Source organism: Glycomyces tenuis DSM 44171, from assembly GCF_000427885.1.
Taxonomy (GTDB): domain Bacteria; phylum Actinomycetota; class Actinomycetes; order Mycobacteriales; family Micromonosporaceae; genus Glycomyces; species Glycomyces tenuis.
This window is the reverse complement of sequence record NZ_ATYW01000004.1, coordinates 244587-261020: the sequence shown is the minus strand read 5'-3', so window position 1 is coordinate 261020 and position 16434 is coordinate 244587. Positions and strand designations below refer to the sequence as shown.

At 71.7% G+C, this 16434-nt stretch carries 14 protein-coding genes; 9 read left to right on the top strand and 5 right to left on the bottom strand.

Annotated features, from left to right (window positions below; all coding sequences use genetic code 11):
* Positions 1-95 precede the first annotated feature (95 nt).
* The 3 genes from YWW_RS0108310 to YWW_RS29055 all read left to right on the top strand — a co-directional run bounded on the left by YWW_RS0108310 (position 96) and on the right by YWW_RS29055 (position 3588).
* Positions 96-1325 carry a sensor histidine kinase gene (locus YWW_RS0108310; RefSeq protein ID WP_026929767.1) on the top strand — a complete coding sequence of 410 codons (1230 nt, stop codon included), beginning with the start codon at positions 96-98 and terminating at the stop codon, positions 1323-1325.
* Positions 1322-1924 carry a response regulator transcription factor gene (locus YWW_RS0108305; RefSeq protein ID WP_026929766.1) on the top strand — a complete coding sequence of 201 codons (603 nt, stop codon included), beginning with the start codon at positions 1322-1324 and terminating at the stop codon, positions 1922-1924. Before YWW_RS0108310 ends, YWW_RS0108305 begins: the two co-directional genes overlap by 4 nt.
* 95 nt (positions 1925-2019) lie before the next feature.
* Positions 2020-3588 carry a carboxylesterase/lipase family protein gene (locus YWW_RS29055; RefSeq protein ID WP_051325524.1) on the top strand — a complete coding sequence of 523 codons (1569 nt, stop codon included), beginning with the start codon at positions 2020-2022 and terminating at the stop codon, positions 3586-3588.
* A 57-nt stretch (positions 3589-3645) separates the two neighbouring features.
* On the opposite strand, the gene YWW_RS0108295 is transcribed toward YWW_RS29055, so the two are convergent.
* The 3 genes from YWW_RS0108295 to YWW_RS36830 form a co-directional block, all read right to left on the bottom strand.
* Positions 3646-4191 carry a DoxX family membrane protein gene (locus YWW_RS0108295; RefSeq protein ID WP_026929765.1) on the bottom strand — a complete coding sequence of 182 codons (546 nt, stop codon included), beginning with the start codon at positions 4189-4191 and terminating at the stop codon, positions 3646-3648.
* Positions 4192-4427: 236 nt separating this feature from the next.
* Positions 4428-5180, bottom strand: coding sequence for an RNA-guided endonuclease InsQ/TnpB family protein (locus YWW_RS36835; RefSeq protein WP_245595381.1), 753 nt, complete (start codon positions 5178-5180; stop codon positions 4428-4430).
* Entirely contained in the window at positions 5120-5605 is a 486-nt protein-coding gene (locus tag YWW_RS36830) for a hypothetical protein (protein ID WP_162181554.1), read from the bottom strand. The genes YWW_RS36835 and YWW_RS36830 overlap by 61 nt, the downstream gene beginning before the upstream one ends.
* Positions 5606-5921: 316 nt before the next feature.
* Between YWW_RS36830 and YWW_RS33885 the strand changes: the two genes are divergently transcribed.
* Positions 5922-7403, top strand: a complete 1482-nt coding sequence (locus YWW_RS33885; RefSeq protein ID WP_051325523.1) for an RICIN domain-containing protein — start codon at positions 5922-5924, stop codon at positions 7401-7403.
* 67 nt (positions 7404-7470) lie between these two features.
* Here YWW_RS33885 and YWW_RS0108280 read toward each other — a convergent pair whose 3' ends face one another.
* Entirely contained in the window at positions 7471-7992 is a 522-nt protein-coding gene (locus tag YWW_RS0108280) for a gluconokinase (protein WP_026929764.1), read from the bottom strand.
* Between the two features lie 148 nt (positions 7993-8140).
* On the opposite strand from YWW_RS0108280, the gene YWW_RS0108275 reads away from it, so the two are divergent.
* From YWW_RS0108275 to YWW_RS29035, 5 genes are all read left to right on the top strand, one after another.
* Entirely contained in the window at positions 8141-9157 is a 1017-nt protein-coding gene (locus tag YWW_RS0108275; RefSeq protein ID WP_211228481.1) for a hypothetical protein, read from the top strand.
* A 3-nt stretch (positions 9158-9160) separates the two neighbouring features.
* Complete coding sequence (locus YWW_RS0108270; protein WP_026929762.1) at positions 9161-9646, top strand: cupin domain-containing protein; 486 nt, start codon at positions 9161-9163, stop codon at positions 9644-9646.
* 191 nt (positions 9647-9837) lie between these two features.
* Entirely contained in the window at positions 9838-11793 is a 1956-nt protein-coding gene (locus tag YWW_RS0108265) for a hypothetical protein (RefSeq protein ID WP_026929761.1), read from the top strand.
* A 23-nt stretch (positions 11794-11816) separates the two neighbouring features.
* Positions 11817-12167 carry a hypothetical protein gene (locus YWW_RS33880; RefSeq protein ID WP_051325521.1) on the top strand — a complete coding sequence of 117 codons (351 nt, stop codon included), beginning with the start codon at positions 11817-11819 and terminating at the stop codon, positions 12165-12167.
* Entirely contained in the window at positions 12164-14662 is a 2499-nt protein-coding gene (locus YWW_RS29035) for an Hsp70 family protein (protein WP_051325520.1), read from the top strand. The genes YWW_RS33880 and YWW_RS29035 overlap by 4 nt, the downstream gene beginning before the upstream one ends.
* A 123-nt stretch (positions 14663-14785) precedes the next feature.
* Here YWW_RS29035 and aceB read toward each other — a convergent pair whose 3' ends face one another.
* The gene (aceB, locus tag YWW_RS0108250; RefSeq protein ID WP_026929760.1) at positions 14786-16402 is read right to left on the bottom strand and encodes a malate synthase A; all 1617 of its coding nucleotides are present in this window, start codon (positions 16400-16402) and stop codon (positions 14786-14788) included.
* Between the last annotated feature and the right edge of the window lie 32 nt (positions 16403-16434).

Genomic DNA, 16434 nt, shown 5'->3' with positions numbered 1-16434 from the left:
TCGGCGTGGGCCGGTCACGGCGCCGGATGACATCTGTCATGCCCGCGTCGGGATCGGCCTGTCGCCTCCGGCGGTGAGCTGCGACAATGACTCGCGTGCAGGACACCGCGAGCGACCGGGCGACGGAGCTGACGGGCCTCCGCCGCTACACGTGGTGGATGGTCCCCGGCACCACCGCGTTCTTCCTGGTGTTCTTCGGCGCGGGCTGGGTCATGGACGAGAGCGTGCCGGTCTGGCTCCGGGCCGTCCGCGTGGCGGCCCTCGCCGCGGCCACCTGGGCGAGCGTGGTCCTGCTCAACCGGCGCATGGCGCTCAGGCCGAGGCCGCCGCTCGACCGCTCGACCATGTGGTGGCTGGTCACCGCGAACGCCGGATCGGCGGTCATCGGCGTGGTCTCGCTGGCCCTGCGCGACTACGGCATCTGGGCGGTCGTGCCCGCGACGACCGTGGCCATCACCGCGACGTTCCTGCGCCCCCGGCCGCGGCTGGTCCTGCTCGCCGCGGCGGCCGTCGTCGCCCCGCTCCCCGGCTGGATCATCAGCGTGGGCTCCGGCGACGACGGAGTGGTCCACGCGGCGCTGATGCCCCTGGGGCTGCTCCTGTTCATCGCCGTCATGGTGCTCGGCCCGCTGTGGGCCTGGGACATCGCCAGGCGGCTGAACGAGACGCAGCAGCTGGCCGCCGAGCTCGCCGTCAAGAACGAGCGGCTGCGCTTCGCGGCCGATCTGCACGACATCCAGGGCCACCACCTCCAGGTCATCGCGCTCAAGAGCGAGCTGGCGGCCCGCTTGGCGGAGGCCGACGCCGACCGTGCCGCCGCCGAGATGAAGGAGGTCCAGCGACTGGCCGTCGACGCGCTCGAGGACACCAGGGCGGTCGTGCGCGGCTACCGGCGCACCGCCCTCGACGACGAGTTCGCCAACGCCACCAAGGTCCTGGCCGCCGCCGACATCGACGCCGAGATGCACCTCGAGCCCGCGGCCGCAGCGGGCATCGACCGGCTCCCGCCCACCGCCCGGCACCTGCTGGGCCTGGTCATGCGGGAGGCCACCACGAACGTGCTGCGGCACAGCCGCGCCGCGCACGCCGAGGTCGACTACCGGATCGAGGACGGCGCCGCCCGGCTGCGGATCGCGAACGACGGCGCGGGCGAGGCGGACGGCGACGGCTCGGGCACCGGCCTGCGGGCCCTGGCCGAACGCCTGGCGGCCGCGGGCGGCGAGCTGACGTGGGAGCACGAGGGCGGCCGCTTCGCCGTCACCGCTTCGCTCCCGCTCGGCAGGACTCCCGGCAACACAGCGGACGATGCAATGGAGGCAAGGTGATACGGATCCTGCTGGCCGACGACGAGGACCTGCTCAGGGGCGCCCTGGCCTCGCTCCTGGCCCTCGAGGCGGACCTCGACGTCGTCGCCGAGGCCTCCACCTCGACCGACGCGGTGCGCCTGGCCGAACAGCACCGGCCCGACATCGCGGTGCTGGACCTGGAGATGCCGCCGGCCGACGGGCTCCGCGCCGCCGAGGAGATCCGCGCCGCGCTCCCCACCCGGATCGTCCTGGTCACCAGGCACGCCCGGCCGGGGGTGCTGCGCCGCGCCCTGGCCGCGGGCGTCAGCGGATTCGTGCCGAAGACGACGCCCGCCTCGCGCCTGGCCGAGATCATCCGCGACATCGCCGCCGGGAAGCGCTATGTGGACCCCGACATCGCCGCGTCGGCGCTGAGCGAGGACGACTGCCCGCTCTCCGAGCGGGAGCTGGAGGTGCTGCGGGAGACCAGGACCGGCGCCTCGGTCGGCGAGATCGCCGCGCGGGTGCACCTGGCGCCGGGCACCGTCCGCAACTACCTGTCGTCGGCGATGACCAAGCTCGGCGTCTCCTCCAGGCACGCGGCCGCGCACCGCGCCTGGGAGGAGGGCTGGATCTGAGGCCGCGGCGGAGCGGCGCCTACGCACAGCGGCGTAGCGCGGATACGCGCGCCCGCTGACGCCGCGAGCGGCCTTCGGCCGCAACCGTGGAGGGCATGAAGAGATCAACACCGTTCAAAGTCCTGGCGGTCCTCGCGGCCGCAATCGCAACGATCACGGTAGCCGGTGCCCCCTCCTACGCGGACGACCCGTCGCTCGTCGAGACCCCGAGCGGACTGCTCCAGGGCACCGTCGAGGAGGGCCACCGCACCTTCCTCGGGATCCCCTACGCGGCCCCGCCGGTCGGCGATCTGCGCTGGCGCGCCACCGAAGCGGTCGAGCCGTGGACCGGGGTGCGCGACGCGACCCGGCCGGGATCGCCGTGCCTCCAGGAAGGCTGGGAGGAAGGCGAGCCCGTCGGCGGCAGCGAGGACTGCCTGTACCTCAACGTGGACGCGCCGCTCGACGCCGACGGGCCGCTGCCGGTCATGGTGTTCCTGCACGGCGGCGGCCTCAACAGCGGCCAGGGAGTGCTGTACGACCCGGCCCGCATCGTCGAGCGCTCCGACGTCATCGTCGTGACGCCCAACTACCGGCTCGGCGCGTACGGCTTCCTGTCGCACCCCGACATGGACGACCCCTACGCGGGGAACTTCGCGCTCGCCGACCAGCAGGAGGCGCTGCGCTGGGTCGAGGAGAACATCGCGGCCTTCGGCGGCGACCCCGGCAACGTCACGCTGTGGGGCCAGTCCGGCGGCGGCTACGCCGTGTGCGCCCAGCTCGCCGCCCCGGGAGCGGAGGGCCTGTTCGACAAGGCGATCGTGCAGAGCGCCAGCTGCGCCAACCAGGTGCTGACCGAGGACGAGGCCGGGGCGAGGGGCGAGGACCTGGCCGAGGCGGTCGGCTGCGGCGACGCCGAGGACGCCATGGCGTGCCTGGCCGAGACCGACCCGGCCGAGCTGGTGCTGTGGCGCGCCGACGAGATCGCCCACGTCACGCGGCACCGCTCGGACTACCCGTGGTTCCCGGTGGCCGGCACCGAGGCGCTGCCGAGGCAGCCGATCGTGGCGCTGAGCCGCGGCGAGGCCGCCGACATACCGCTCATCCACGGCTCCACCAAGGACGAGGCGCGCATCGCCGTCGCCAAGACCTACGAGTGGCCGGGCACGCCGGTGACCGCCGAGCAGTACCCCGGCATCGTCGAGGACCTGTTCGGGCGCAGGGACGCGCGGACCATCCTGAACCTGTACCCGCTGGGCGATCACGAGACGCCGAGCCTGGCGCTGGCGACGCTGCTGACCGACTACGGCGGCCTGGCGGGCACCTGCTCGCAGGTGCCGGCGCTGGAGGCGGCCTCGTGGCACGCCCCCGTGTACTCCTACGAGTTCGCCGAGCCGACCGGCGAGGTCGCGGGAGACTTCCCGCTGGGGGCCAGGCACGGCGCCGACGACAGGTACTTCTTCGGCAACCGCTTCGCTCCGAACCCGCTGACCGGCGAGCGGCTGGAACTGGCCGACACGCTGACCGACCACTGGGGCGAGTTCGCCCGCACCGGCGACCCGGGCGGCGGGTGGGAGCAGTACCACCGAGGGAACGCGATGTCGTTCTCCACCGAGGCGATCGAATCGATCAGCATCGCCGAAGGGCACCACTGCGGGTTCTGGATCCCGCGCCTGTGGTGGTGACCGCCTGACACGGCGACGCCCCGCGCCGGGAGGCGCGGGGCGTCGTCTCGCGTCGCGTCAGCGCAGGATCGGGAGGCGGCGGACCAGCCCGAGGTCCTTCCACCAGCGTCCGAGGCCCCACCGGTCCCCGGCGCTCGTGATCGCCAGCGCGATCATCGCGACCATGTAGAAGACGTGGACGTCGACGATCGGATTGTCCTTGAGCGGCAGCATCGACATCCACATGCTCGCCATGAGCACCGTGCCGCCGATGGCGGCCAGGCGCAGGCCGATGCCGAGCGTGAGGGCGATGCCGAGCCCGGCCATGCCGCCCATGAAGAGCCACTCGGACCAGGCCTGATCGGACATGTTGCGGAACAGCTCGCCGAAGGAGCCGTCGCGGCTGGCGAGGAAGCCGGCCGTGGGGCTGGCGCCGTCGATCCAGGCCTGCCCGTCGGGTGTGGAGTATCCGAGGCCGAAGGTCTTGTCCAGGAAGGACCACAGGAAGACCCAGCCGAGGACGATCCTGACGACCGCGAGCGAGCGCGGGGGGAGGGCGGGCGCGGGAGCGTCCGGCTCGCGCAGCGCGGCGGTGGGAGTTGATGTTGAAGCGGTTGAAGCCATATGAAATCCCCTCGGGGTGCGGGACGACAGCGGGGATCACGGCGGCGGGCACCCCCTGTGGTGCCGACGCCTAGGGTTGGCCGTCGTCGGAACATGCCGTAGAAGCGCTCCCACTCTAACATAGAGAGACATCAATATCAAGTCCTGAGCCCCGACGGCGCACAAGAGCGCCGTTCTGGACGCCCTCCCAGAACGCCCGGAGACTATGCACGGCCTCGTCGGAGGCTTACAGTCGACTACTCCGGTCTGAAGATCCGGGGTTTGTCGCTCGTGTCCGCCGCTGGCCGCGGCGTGTCGGCGACAATAGGCTGGTTGACAACAGCCCAGGTCATACGTGCGCGGTCTCTGACGTTGACCGCGGCTACCTGGTCGGCGGCTCCAGCGAGCCCACACCGCCGACAGGCGAAATCATCACGGATCGGCCGGTTGGCCTTGGCGGTGTGCCCGCACCGCGGGCACCGCCGCGAAGTGTTCGCCGCATCGACGACCACGACCGGCACCCCGGCGCGTCTCGCCTTGTAACGAATGAACGCCTGGAGCTGATAGAAGGACCACGCGTTGAGCTCGCCTCGCTGGGCGGCTGGGAGCCGTACCCGGTCACGGATACCGGCAAGGTCTTCCATGCCGATGCCGCGTCCGGTGCGTTCAGCCTGTGCGACGAGCTGCTTCGATATTCGATGGTTGACGTCTTTGACCGCGCGAGCCTCCCGGCGGGCGCGGGCCTTGAGTTTCTTCTTGGCCGACTTGGTGGCCTTGACCTGCAACTCGGATCGGACCTTCGCCATGCGCTGGCGGTAGCGGCGCAGCCCGGCCCCTTCGTAGTTGTCGCCGTCGGATGCCGTGGCGATGTTGACGATGCCCATGTCGACACCGAGGAAGTCGGCCGGGTCCGTGTTCATCTCGGCATCGGGGACCTCGACCGTGGCGATCAGGTACCACTTGCCGCCGCGGAAAACCAGGTCCGACTCGCCCTTGCGGTACCGCTCCAGGGTCTTGAGCTGGTCGGGGTGACCGGCGAAGCGAATTCCGCGCTCCCGGCGCGGGCGTCCATCTGCCAGGAGAGGCACCGGTCGTCGAACGCCTGCGCCGCCTCGGGCCGGAATACCACCGGTTTCGCCGTCGCTTTCACGGCCCGCTTGCCTTGCAGCCGACCAGCCTTGATCAAACCGGCGATGGTCGCGTAGGCGTGGCAGGTTTTCTTGATGACCAGTTGCGCGATCTGCGAGCCGAGCCCGCGCTCCTTCAACTCGCTGTAGGTGTGCTGGCGCAGCGCGTACTCCCGTGGCAGGCCACGCGCAAAGGCCACAGTCGAGACCCAACTCGCCGCCTCGTTGGCCGCACGCAGGGTCCGCTCCAGCGCCGCCGCCTGCTCCGGCGACGGCAGCAGCTTCACGGCCACCACCTGCTTGCCCACGACCACAACAGTAACGACCAGGTACGACACGAGCAGCGCACAGAAGCCGACCAATGAATATGATCGCCATCACTACCCGTTCGCAGTCCCGCTCCGCAGGACCGCGAGCGAGGCGATCACCTCAGGTCCTCCCAGGACTGGAACCCCGGGAGCCGCCAGGAAACCTCTGAACCCTTAGCATAAGCATTGATATTTCTATGTGTATTGATATAACGGCGATCGAGGGCACCACCCGGCACGCCCGCGCGAGCGCCGCCGGTGCCCGCCCGGGCACCGACCTCATTGTCCCCACCCGAACGCACGCCTGGGAGCGAACATGCGACCGCGAACCCGACCACGACCGCACCGCCTCGCCGCCGCGCTGGCGCTGGCACTGGCCTCGGTCTTCCTCATCAGCCCGCCCGCCGGCGCCGCCGTCGACACCGGCACCTGGTACGTCCTGGAGTCCCGCAGCTCCGGTCTGGCGCTCGACATCGACGGCGCCTCCACCGAGCCCGGCGCCGGACTCATCCAATGGAACCGCACCGGCGCGGCCAACCAGCAGTTCCGCTTCATCGACGCCGGCGGCGGCTACTACCGCATCCAGGCCGGGCACTCGGGCCACGTGCTCGACGTCTACGACTGGGACACCGCGAACGGCGCCGAGGTCGTCCAGTGGAACGACCTGAACAACACCAACCAGCAGTGGCGCGTCACCGAGAACGCCGACGGCTACGCCACCTTCGTCAACCGCTTCTCCGGCAAGGCCCTCGACGTGTGGCAGCAGTCGGCCTCGGCCGGGGCCCGCGTCTCCCAGTACACGCCCACCGGCGCGGCCAACCAGCAGTGGCGGCTCGTGCCGGTCGACGACGGCTCCGGCAGCGCCGAGGACCCGTACGGCTACCTCTTCGCCTACATGAACGGCGAGGGCGGCGCGAACGGCGAGCAGGTCTACTTCGCGCTCAGCCGCGGGAACGACCCCCTCGCCTACGACGCGCTCAACGGCGGGCAGCCGGTCATGACCTCCGATGTGGGCGAACAGGGGGCGAGGGACCCGTTCATCGTCCGCTCGCCGCAGGACGGCAAGTACTACATGATCGCCACGGACCTGAAGATCCACGGCAACGGCGACTGGGACCGCGCGCAGCGCCACGGGAGCCTGTCACTGGTGGTGTGGGAGTCGACCGACCTGGTGAACTGGAGCTCGGCCCGCCTGGAGCGGGTCTCGCCGTCGTCGGCGGGCAACACCTGGGCGCCCGAGGCCTACTGGGACCCGACGCGGAACGCCTTCGTCGTCTACTGGGCCTCGAAGCTCTACAGCACCTCGGACCACTCGGACGACACCCATCACCGGATGATGTACGCGACCACCACCGACTTCCGGGACTTCAGCGAGGCGAGCGTGTGGGTGGACAAGGGCTACTCCACCATCGACTCGACCGTCGCCGAGCACGAGGGGACGTACTACCGCTACACCAAGGACGAGCGCAGCGGCACCTCGTGCGGCAAGTTCATCCTCTCGGAGACCTCGACGTCCCTGACGAACACGGACTGGTCCTTCCAGACCGAGTGCATCGGCTCGGGCGCGATCAGCCACGGCGAGGGCCCGCTGATCTTCAAGTCCAACACCGAGGACCGCTGGTACATGTTCATCGACGAGTACGGCGGCCGCGGCTACATCCCCTTCGAGACCACCGATCTCTCGAGCGGGCAGTGGACGCCCGTCTCGGGCTACAGCCTGCCCGGACGGCCGCGGCACGGCAGCGTCCTGCCGCTGACCTACGAGGAGTACCAGGCGGTCCAGAGCGCCTGGAGTTGAGCGGCGCCGCTCCGGGCGTCCCCCTGCTGTCGCGGCGGGGCGCCCGGGCGGCCCGCCGGAGCACGGCTCAGGCGGTCCCTTCGGGGGCGAGCCGCAGCTCCTTGAGGACCTCGTCGGTGATGTGCTCGGGCGAGTCGGCGACGTCGACGGTGATCCCCGGTTCGTCCTCGGCGAGCGGCTCGAGGTCGCCGAACTGGGAGTCGAGCAGCCGCGGAGGCATGAAGTGCCCCGTGCGCTCGCTGAGACGGGAGGCGATGACCTCGGCGGAGGCGCTGAGGTGGACGAAGAGGACGCGCGCGGAGGTCCGGCGGAGCATGTCGCGATAGGAGCGCTTGAGCGCCGAGCAGGTGACGACGGTGTTCCGGCCCGCCGCGTCCTGCTCGCCGATCCAGTCGCGGATGTTCCGCAGCCACGGCATCCGGTCCTGATCGGTGAGCGGCGTCCCCGCCTCCATCTTCGCGATGTTCTCCTCCGAGTGGTACTCGTCGCCCTCGGCCATGGCCCAGCCGAGCCGGTCGGCGAGCCGCTTCGCGATGGTGCTCTTGCCGACACCGGACACGCCCATCACCACCAGGCAGGTCGTCGTCATACGCCCCTCCTTGTCACCCTCTAGCGCGAAAAGGTATCACCAATCGCCCGGCACGGCGCCGTCGAACCGGTGGCGGCCGGCGCGGGGCCGGACGCGGCCGAGGCGGGTCCCCGGCGGCTCGCCGGGCCACGTTACGCTGTCCGGCGACGTGCCCGCCACCCGACCGGATCGGACCGCCATGCCCAACCACGACCCGGTGCCGCTGCCGCACTACGACGGCGCCGACCCGACGTCGGTCATCGCGGGCATCGAGACATGGACCGCCTCGAAGCCCATGCGCGAACTCCTCGACGAGTTCGGCGGCGAGGCGCCCGACGGCGTCGCGGCGAGGCTCGACTACCTCGACGCCTTCTCCGCGCGGCACTGGGACTTCCGGGCCGGACGCGAACGGTACGAGACCGACGCCGAGCGCCTCGACCCGGTCAAGGAGCGCACCGTCGTCGAAGCGGCGACCGCCCTGGGCCTCGGCGGCGTCACGGTGCCGCCCCGCGGGCGCTACACGCACCTGCTCGTCCTCGGCGGCCTGGTCAGCTCCTGCCTGTTCCGCACCAGGTTCGCGGCCGAGCTGCTCGCAGAGGGCACTGCGGCAGAGCGCGTCACCGGCGTCGGCGGCTTCCGGCCGCTCGGCGCGGCCGACGCCCGCCTCGCCGAGCTCGCCGGGTACACCGGCGGCGAGTACGAGGTCGACGCGATGGAGGAGGGCCTCCGGCGCGCCTTCGGCCTCACCGGCGCGCCCGCGGTCGAGCGGGAGGGCGATCCGGCCGCAGACCCCGGCCGCGCCTGGAAGGTCGCCGCCTACACCGCCGGCCCGCTCGCGGTCCAGGCCGTCGCCGCCCCGTCCTCCGACCCCGACCGCCGCCGGGCCGACACCGTCGACACCTGCCGGTTCTGGGCCGACCACGTCGCCGAGCTCGCCCCCGGCGACAGCGTCCTGGTCGTCACCTCGGCGCTGTTCGTGCCCTTCCAGCACTGCGACGCGGTCGCGCACCTGGGACTGCCCTACGGCGCCGCCGTCGACACTGTCGGCGTCGACACGGGGTCTCTTCCCGAGGCGCACTTCCGACGGGAGTACACCTCCAGCGGCTATCTCCAGGAGATCCGCTCGGCGATACGCTCTATGCGGCGCCTGCACGAGGCGGCGCTGAGGGCGAGCGAACGGAGCTGATCGATGTCGTATCCGGAGCCGAAGTACTTCGGCGAGACCGGGGAGGTCAGCGCGGTCATGCGGGCCGCCGACCACCCCGCGGAGCTGCTGTTCCGCAACGGCGGATCAGCCGACTACCTCGCCACCGGGGCCTCCACCGGCGGCAAGTTCGGCCTGTACCAGTGGAACATGGGCCCGGGCCGGTCCGGACCCGACCCGCACTTCCACAAGACGATCTCGGAGTCGTTCTACATCCTGTCGGGCACGGTGAGCCTGTACAACGGCGAGACGTGGATCGACGCGACCCCCGGCGACTTCCTGTACGTGCCCGAGGGCGGCGTCCACGGCTTCCGGAACGTCTCGGGCGAGCCGGCCTCGATGCTGCTGCTGTTCGCGCCGGGCGCGCCCCGCGAGGGCTACTTCGAAGGGCTCGCCACCCTCGGCGAGCTCAGCGAGGAGGAGCGGAAGGCGTTCTTCGAGTACCACGACAACTACTGGGTCGACGAATAGCCCTGCGCGTCGCTCACGAACGGCGCCGAGGTGACGGCCAGGACGCCCTCGCCGGGGCACGGCCCCGCACCGCTCCGCCACTGAGGACTGGCGCACGATTCCTATCCTGAACGCCTCGGGACCGGTCCCGCAGTGGCCGTGGGAGTCTCGAGACTCGCCGCCGTTACCGTCGCAGCAGAGCGGAGCCGGGCATGCAGGAGAGTCGGCGCCTTGACCACACTGGAATCGACCTGACCTCGATCGCGAGCGTCGACCTCTACCGGCGCAACGCCTTCCGGCTCAGCGGCCTGCCGGTGGACGCCGCGCCTCGGCAGATCCGCCGCCGCGCGAACGAGATCGAGGCCGCCGAGCGCCTCGGCGGCGAGCCCCCGCGGATCGAGGACATGCTGATGCGGGCCTCGCCCAAGCCGTCCGCCGCCGAGGTCCTCGCGGCCCTGCGGCGGCTGCGCGACCCGACGGTCCGCATCCTCGACGAGTTCTTCTGGCTGTGGCCCGAACCCGACCGGGAGCGGCCCGCGACCCTGACCGGCGCCAGGAACCTGTGGCACCGGATGCTCGGGGGCGACGACGCGCTCGACGCCGCCGTCGGCGCCCACAACCTGGCGATCGCCGATCATCTCCGCGCCGTCGAGGGCCGGTACGGGACCGAGCACATCGCCGCACGCTGGCAGACCGCCTACAAGCGCTGGCGGCGGGTGCTGGCCGAAGAGGAGTGCTGGAACTGGCTGGCGCGGCGCGTCGAGGCGACCGGCGACCCGCAGCTCAAGGCCGGGGCCGTCGCCGCGATCCGCGCGGGCCTGCCCGACGCGCTGCTCGGCGCCCACGCGCAGCTGGCCGTCTCGTCGGGGAGCACGGCCCGCACCGGCAAGCTCGTCGCCGCGGCGCGCAAGTCCCGGCTCGGTGACGACGCGATCGACCGCGCTCTGACCGCGGCCGTCCAGCCCGAGATCGCGCGCCTCAGGTCGCTCGCCGAGCAGGCGACCGAGGCGGCCGGGGTCCGCGAGGACTACTGGGAGGTCTGCGGCCCCGTGCTCGACGGCGCGAAGACCGGCCTGACGACGCTGCGGGCCGTCCTCGGCGACGACCATCCGACCGTCTCCGGCGTGGCCGACAAGCTCGCCACCGGGATCCGCCACTGCGTGGTCGCCGCCGTCAACCGCCTCGGCTCGGACGAGTCCACCGAGCGGCGCGACGACCTGCGGCGGGCGATCGACTGGCTCGAACGCGCCGCGAAGCTCGGCGGCGGGGTCGCGACCGATCGGATCGACGCGGACACGGCCACGATCACCTACAACCTCGTGATCGCCTGCTGCAACGCCGCGCTGCGCAAGCCCGCGCGGGCCCACTACCACGACCCGGCCGCGCAGCGGCGGCTCATCGAGGAGACCCGGGAGCCGCTGAAGCGCCTCAGGCGCCTGGAGGCCGACGCGCACGCTCGGTTGTGCGACGAGGTCGCCGGCACGTCGCTGGTGATCCTGGTCGACTTCGCCAACGGGCGGATCAGGTCCGGGGCGGACGCCTCGACGGTGCTCCCGGCGCTGCGCGGGGCGCTCGAACTCGCGAACGACCGGCAGCTGCGCGACCAGATCACGAAGGCGATCCGCGACATCGAGGCCGTCTCGCGGCCGGCCCCGGAGCCGTTCCCGCGCCACAGCGCCGACCCGTTCGCGCACCTGCGCGGCACCGAGCACGGACGCCTGCTCGAGGAGCTGGGCCTGGCGGACCGATTCGGTCAAGACCCTTATGGACAGTCGGTGCCGCGGTCCCCGCACTGCGTGCTGTGCGGCGCCGTCGCCCGCCACACCAGGGAGGTCCTGATGGCCAGGCTCGTGCCGGGCGCGCCCCGGCCCGACGTGCACCAGCTCGCCGTGCCGTGCTGCCACCGGTGCCTGCGCAAGCGCCTCGGCGTGACCCTCCTGCGGATCGTGAAGGGGCTGCTCTTCACAGCCGCGTTCACGCTGCTCGCGCTCGTGATGTTCATGTCCTCGCTGGCGCTGTCGGACGTCTCGTGGTGGATGTTCGGCATGGGCGTCGCGATCCTGCTGATCCAGTTCGTCCAGGAGCACCGCCAGTCGCGGCGCTCGCGCCTCGCGGAGGACCCCGAGGTGAACGTCATGCTGGCCGGCGGCTGGCTGATCGTCCGATGACCATCCACCAAGGAGGTTCCACCATGCCGGTCCCGATCGATGAGCGGTCGCTCGCCGAGGTCGCCACCGCGGTGTGGCGGCTGGGGAACAAGGTTCCCGACGGGCCGCTCCACCGGTACGTCCTCGGCGTCAGCGACGCGCTCGCCGCCGCCGGGGTCGAGGCCCGCGGCTACGACGGCGTCGCCTACGACTCGGGGATGCGGTTGCGCGTCCTCGCGTTCCAGCCGACCCCCGGCCTCGACGGCGAGCGGGTCCTGGAGACCGTCAGCCCCGCGGTCTTCGTCCGGGGCGAGCCGATCCGCCTCGGGGAGGTCATCGTCGGCATCCCCGAGACCGAGCCCGACCCCCCGGCCGACAAGGAGCAGGACGAATGAGCAGGACCACCATCGACTTCGGGATCGACCTGGGCACCACCAACAGCGCCATCGCCGTGCTGCGCGACGTGGGCACCGAGGTCCTCAAGAACAACGACGGCGACGAGACCACGCCCTCGGCGGTGTGGGCCGACCGGCGCGGGCGGCTCCACATCGGCCGCGCCGCGCGCGAGCGCAGCGAGTCCGATCCCGAGCACACCTGCGTCGAGTTCAAGCTGCGCATGGGCAAGGTCGACCCGGTCAAGACCCTCGCAGGGACGCCGATGACCCCCGAGATGCTGTCCGCCGAGGTCCTCAAGTCACTGCGCGCCACCGCCGCGAGCCGTCTCGGCGAGGAGGTGCGCTCCGCCGTCATCACCGTGCCCGCCGCGTTCGACCTCAGCGCCTGCGACGCCACCAGGCGCGCCGCCGAACTCGCCGGGCTCCGGTCCTCGCCGCTCCTGCCCGAGCCGGCCGCCGCGGCGCACAGCTACGGCTTCCAGTCCACCGACGAGAACGCCATGTGGCTGGTCTACGACCTCGGCGGCGGCACCTTCGACGCGGCGGTGATCCGGCTGCGCGACGGCGAGTTCTCGGTGGTGCGCCACGCCGGAGACAACTTCCTGGGCGGCAAGGTCATCGACTGGAAGATCGTCGACGAGCTGCTCATCCCCGAGGCCGTCCGGCAGGTCCCGGCGCTGAGCGGGCTCTCGCGGGGCGACGCCCGCTGGGCGGGCGCGGTCGGCAAGCTCAAGCGCAACGCCGAGATCGCCAAGATCGAATTGTCCATGCTGGAGAGCACGTGGCTCGAGCTCGAACTGGAGGACCGGCGCGGGCGGCGCCACGAGTTCGAATGCGAGCTGCGCCGCGCCGACGTGGAACGGCTCGCCGAGCCGGTCGTGGCCAAGTCCGTCAACCTGTGCAGGGACGCCCTGGCGGGGCTCGGCGTGGGGCCCGGCGACATCGAGAAGGTCATCATGGTCGGCGGCCAGACCGCCATGCCGTACCTGCGCGAGCGCGTCGCCGACCCCGTCGCCGGCCTCGGCATCCCGCTCGAGTTCGATCAGGACCCGATGACGGTGGTGGCCAGGGGCGCGGCGATCTTCGCGGGCGCGCAGCCGCTGGAGGCCGGACCCGAGGACGCGCCCGCGCCGGGCGGGTACACCGTCGAGCTCGAATACCCCAGGGTCAGTCCCGACCTCGACCCGGTCGTCATGGGCCGGGTATCCGGCGAGGACGGATCGCCGGCGGCGGGGCTCACCGTCGAACTGGTCGACCGCGAAGCCGACCCGGCCTGGCGCAGCGGCAAGATCAGGCTCACCGACCGCGGCCACTTCTCGACGAGCCTGTGGGCCACCAGGGGGCGGAGGCACACCTACGCGATCGAGCTGGCCGACGCCGACGGGACGCTCCTGCCGGTCAGTCCCGACCGGCTCACGTACACCGTCGGCGGCGTCGAGGAGAGCCAGACGCTCGGCACCACGATCGGCGTCGGGCTCGACGGGAATCGCATGAAGACGCTCATCCCGCAGGGCACGCCGCTGCCGACCAGGCAGGTGATCCCGCTGCGCACCACGGTGACCCTCCACCGGGGCGAGAGCGGCGGCATGATCCCGATCCCGGTCCTCGAGGGCGAGCACGCGCGCGGCGACCGCAACAGGCGCATCGGCAGGATCGAGATCCACGCCGGGCAGGTCTCCCGCACCGTCCCGGTCGGGAGCGAGGTCAAGCTGACCGTCGACGTGGACGCCTCCAGGATCGTCCGCGCCAGCATCGAGGTCCCGCTGCTCGACCAGGTCTTCGAGCACACGATCAACCTGAACACCGAGTCCGCGCCGAGCCACGCCGAGCTCGAGGAGCTGTCGGGCGTGGAGCTGGCGAGGCTCGCGGTGGTCCGCGACCGCCAGCGGGCGGTCGACAGCCCGCTGGCCGAGATCCACCTGGCGCGCATCGACGACGAGCGGTTGGCCGACGACGTCGTCACGCTCGTGGGGGCGGCCCGGGCGAGCCAGGACGAGGCGCTGGCCGCGCACAAGCGGATCATCGACCTGCGGATCGCGATCGACGCGGTCGAGGACGAGCTGCGCTGGCCGGAGCTGGTGGAGGAGGCCGAGGCCGTCACGGCGGAGGCGCGGGACCTCATCACCGCCCACGGCAGCGAGAGCGACCGGGAGAACCTGCCGCTGTACGAGCGGCGGATCGCGGAGGCGGTCGATTCGCGGGACCCGGATCTGCTGCGGCAGCGGATCGCCGAGCTCCAGGAGCACGTGATGCGCGTCCTCGACCGGGGTCCGGTGCTCCAGACGATGCTCTTCGCCGATCTGGCGCAGCGCCGTTCGGACATGCGCAGCCCGGCCCAGGCCGACCGCCTGTTCGAAGAGGGGCGCAAGGCGATCGACCGGGGCGAGCCGGAGCGGCTGCGCACGATCAATATGCAGTTGGGCGGTCTGCTGGACGATCCGGGCAGCGCCGCGGCCGGCATGCCGTGGAGCAGCGTCTCGGACCACTGGAGGTAGCCGAACGGCGCCGGGCGACTCGCGTCGCCCGGCGCCGGTGCGCCGTGTCGCACGGCGGCCGCTCGGGTCCCGGGCGCCAGCTGTCCGGGCGGGGCCGACCGGTGCGCGGCGGCTGGGACGCGGCTAGCCGAGGTAGCGCGCGTAGGCCGGCAGGGTCAGGAACGTCGGGTAGTCCTCGCCGAGCGCGCATTCGGTGAAGACCGCCAGCGCGTCGTCGAAGCGGTCGCCGTCGAAGCGCTCGAGCGAGGCGAACTCCTCCCGGACGAGTTCGGCGACCCATTCGCGGGTGACGACGCGCTTCGTGTCGGTGCACGCCTCGCAGTGGATCCACTGCCAGATCTGGGAGCGGGAGATCTCGGCGGTGGCCGCGTCCTCCATCAGGCCGTTGATGGCGGCGGCGCCGTCGCCCCGCAGCCAGGACTCGACGTAGCGGATCCCGACCTCGATGTTCGCCCTGATCCCCCGCTCGGTGACGTCCCCTTCGGTCGCGGCGACGTCGAGCAGGGCACGGGCGTCGGGGACGACGTCCTCGCGCAGCCGGTCGATCTGGTTGGGCAGGCCGCCGAGGTGCTCGTCGAAGACGTCCATGGCGACCGGGACGAGGTCCGGGTGGGCCACCCAGGAGCCGTCGAAGCCGTCGTCGGCCTCGCGGGTCTTGTCGGCCCTGACCTTCTCCAGCGCCGCGGCGTTCGCCTCGGGGTCGCGCCGGTTCGGGATGAACGCGGCCATGCCGCCGATGGCGGAGGCGCTGCGCCGGTGGCAGGTGCGGACCAGCAGCTCGGTGTAGGCGCGCATGAACGGCTGGGTCATGGTCACCCGGTCCCGGTCGGGCAGGACGAAGCGGGCGCCGCGCTCCCGGAAGTTCTTGATGACCGAGAAGATGTAGTCCCAGCGGCCGGCGTTCAGGCCCGAGGAGTGGCGGCGCAGCTCGTAGAGGATCTCCTCCATCTCGAAGGCGGCGGTGATCGTCTCGATGAGGACGGTCGCGCGGACGGTCCCCTGCGGGATGCCGAGCAGGTCCTGGGCGAGGACGAACACGTCGTTCCACAGCCGCGCCTCGAGGTGCGACTCGAGTTTCGGCAGGTAGAAGTAGGGGCCGCGGCCGAGTTCGACGAGGCGCTCGGCGTTGTGGAAGAAGTACAGTCCGAAGTCGACCAGGCTGCCGCTGATCGGGACGCCGTCGATCCTCAGGTGCCGTTCGGCCAGGTGCCAGCCCCTCGGCCGGACGATGACGGTGGGCAGGTCGGTCAGCCCCCGGCCGCTCAGGCGGTAGCTCTTGCCCTCGTCGGTGGTGAAGTCGATGCGCCGCTCGATCGCGTCGATGAGGTTGAGCTGGGAGCCGATCACGTTGGCCCAGCTGGGCGTCGAGGAGTCCTCCAGGTCGGCCAGCCAGCATTTCGCGCCCGAGTTGAGCGCGTTGATCGTCATCTTGCGGTCGCACGGGCCGGTGATCTCGACGCGCCGGTCCTCCAGGCCGGGCGCGAGCGGCGCGACCGACCAGGTGAGGTCGTCGCGGATCGCGGCGGTCTCGGGCAGGAAGTGCGGGTCGATCCCGTTCGCGATCTTGGTGCGGCGCTCCTGGCGGCGTTGCAGGAGCTCTTGGCGGCGGCCGACGAACGCGCGGTGCAGTTCGGCGAGGAAGTCCAGCGCCTTCGGCGTCAGCATCTCGTCTTGGCGTTCGACGGCGGGGCCGGCGACGGTCACCGCCTCGGCGGGGCGGGTCTCGGTGATGGTGTTCATCGGTGTTCTCCTTGCGTGGTGCGAGTGCCGGT

What these genes read in the sequence shown, in the direction of transcription:
- YWW_RS29055 (WP_051325524.1), top strand. Translation starts at nt 2,020, where the DNA reads ATGAAGAGATCAACACCGTTCAAAGTCCTGGCGGTCCTCGCGGCCGCA.
- YWW_RS0108295 (WP_026929765.1), bottom strand. Translation starts at nt 4,191, where the DNA reads ATGGCTTCAACCGCTTCAACATCAACTCCCACCGCCGCGCTGCGCGAG.
- YWW_RS33885 (WP_051325523.1), top strand. Translation starts at nt 5,922, where the DNA reads ATGCGACCGCGAACCCGACCACGACCGCACCGCCTCGCCGCCGCGCTG.
- YWW_RS0108280 (WP_026929764.1), bottom strand. Translation starts at nt 7,992, where the DNA reads ATGACGACGACCTGCCTGGTGGTGATGGGCGTGTCCGGTGTCGGCAAG.
- YWW_RS0108270 (WP_026929762.1), top strand. Translation starts at nt 9,161, where the DNA reads ATGTCGTATCCGGAGCCGAAGTACTTCGGCGAGACCGGGGAGGTCAGC.
- YWW_RS0108265 (WP_026929761.1), top strand. Translation starts at nt 9,838, where the DNA reads ATGCAGGAGAGTCGGCGCCTTGACCACACTGGAATCGACCTGACCTCG.
- YWW_RS33880 (WP_051325521.1), top strand. Translation starts at nt 11,817, where the DNA reads ATGCCGGTCCCGATCGATGAGCGGTCGCTCGCCGAGGTCGCCACCGCG.
- YWW_RS29035 (WP_051325520.1), top strand. Translation starts at nt 12,164, where the DNA reads ATGAGCAGGACCACCATCGACTTCGGGATCGACCTGGGCACCACCAAC.
- aceB (WP_026929760.1), bottom strand. Translation starts at nt 16,402, where the DNA reads ATGAACACCATCACCGAGACCCGCCCCGCCGAGGCGGTGACCGTCGCC.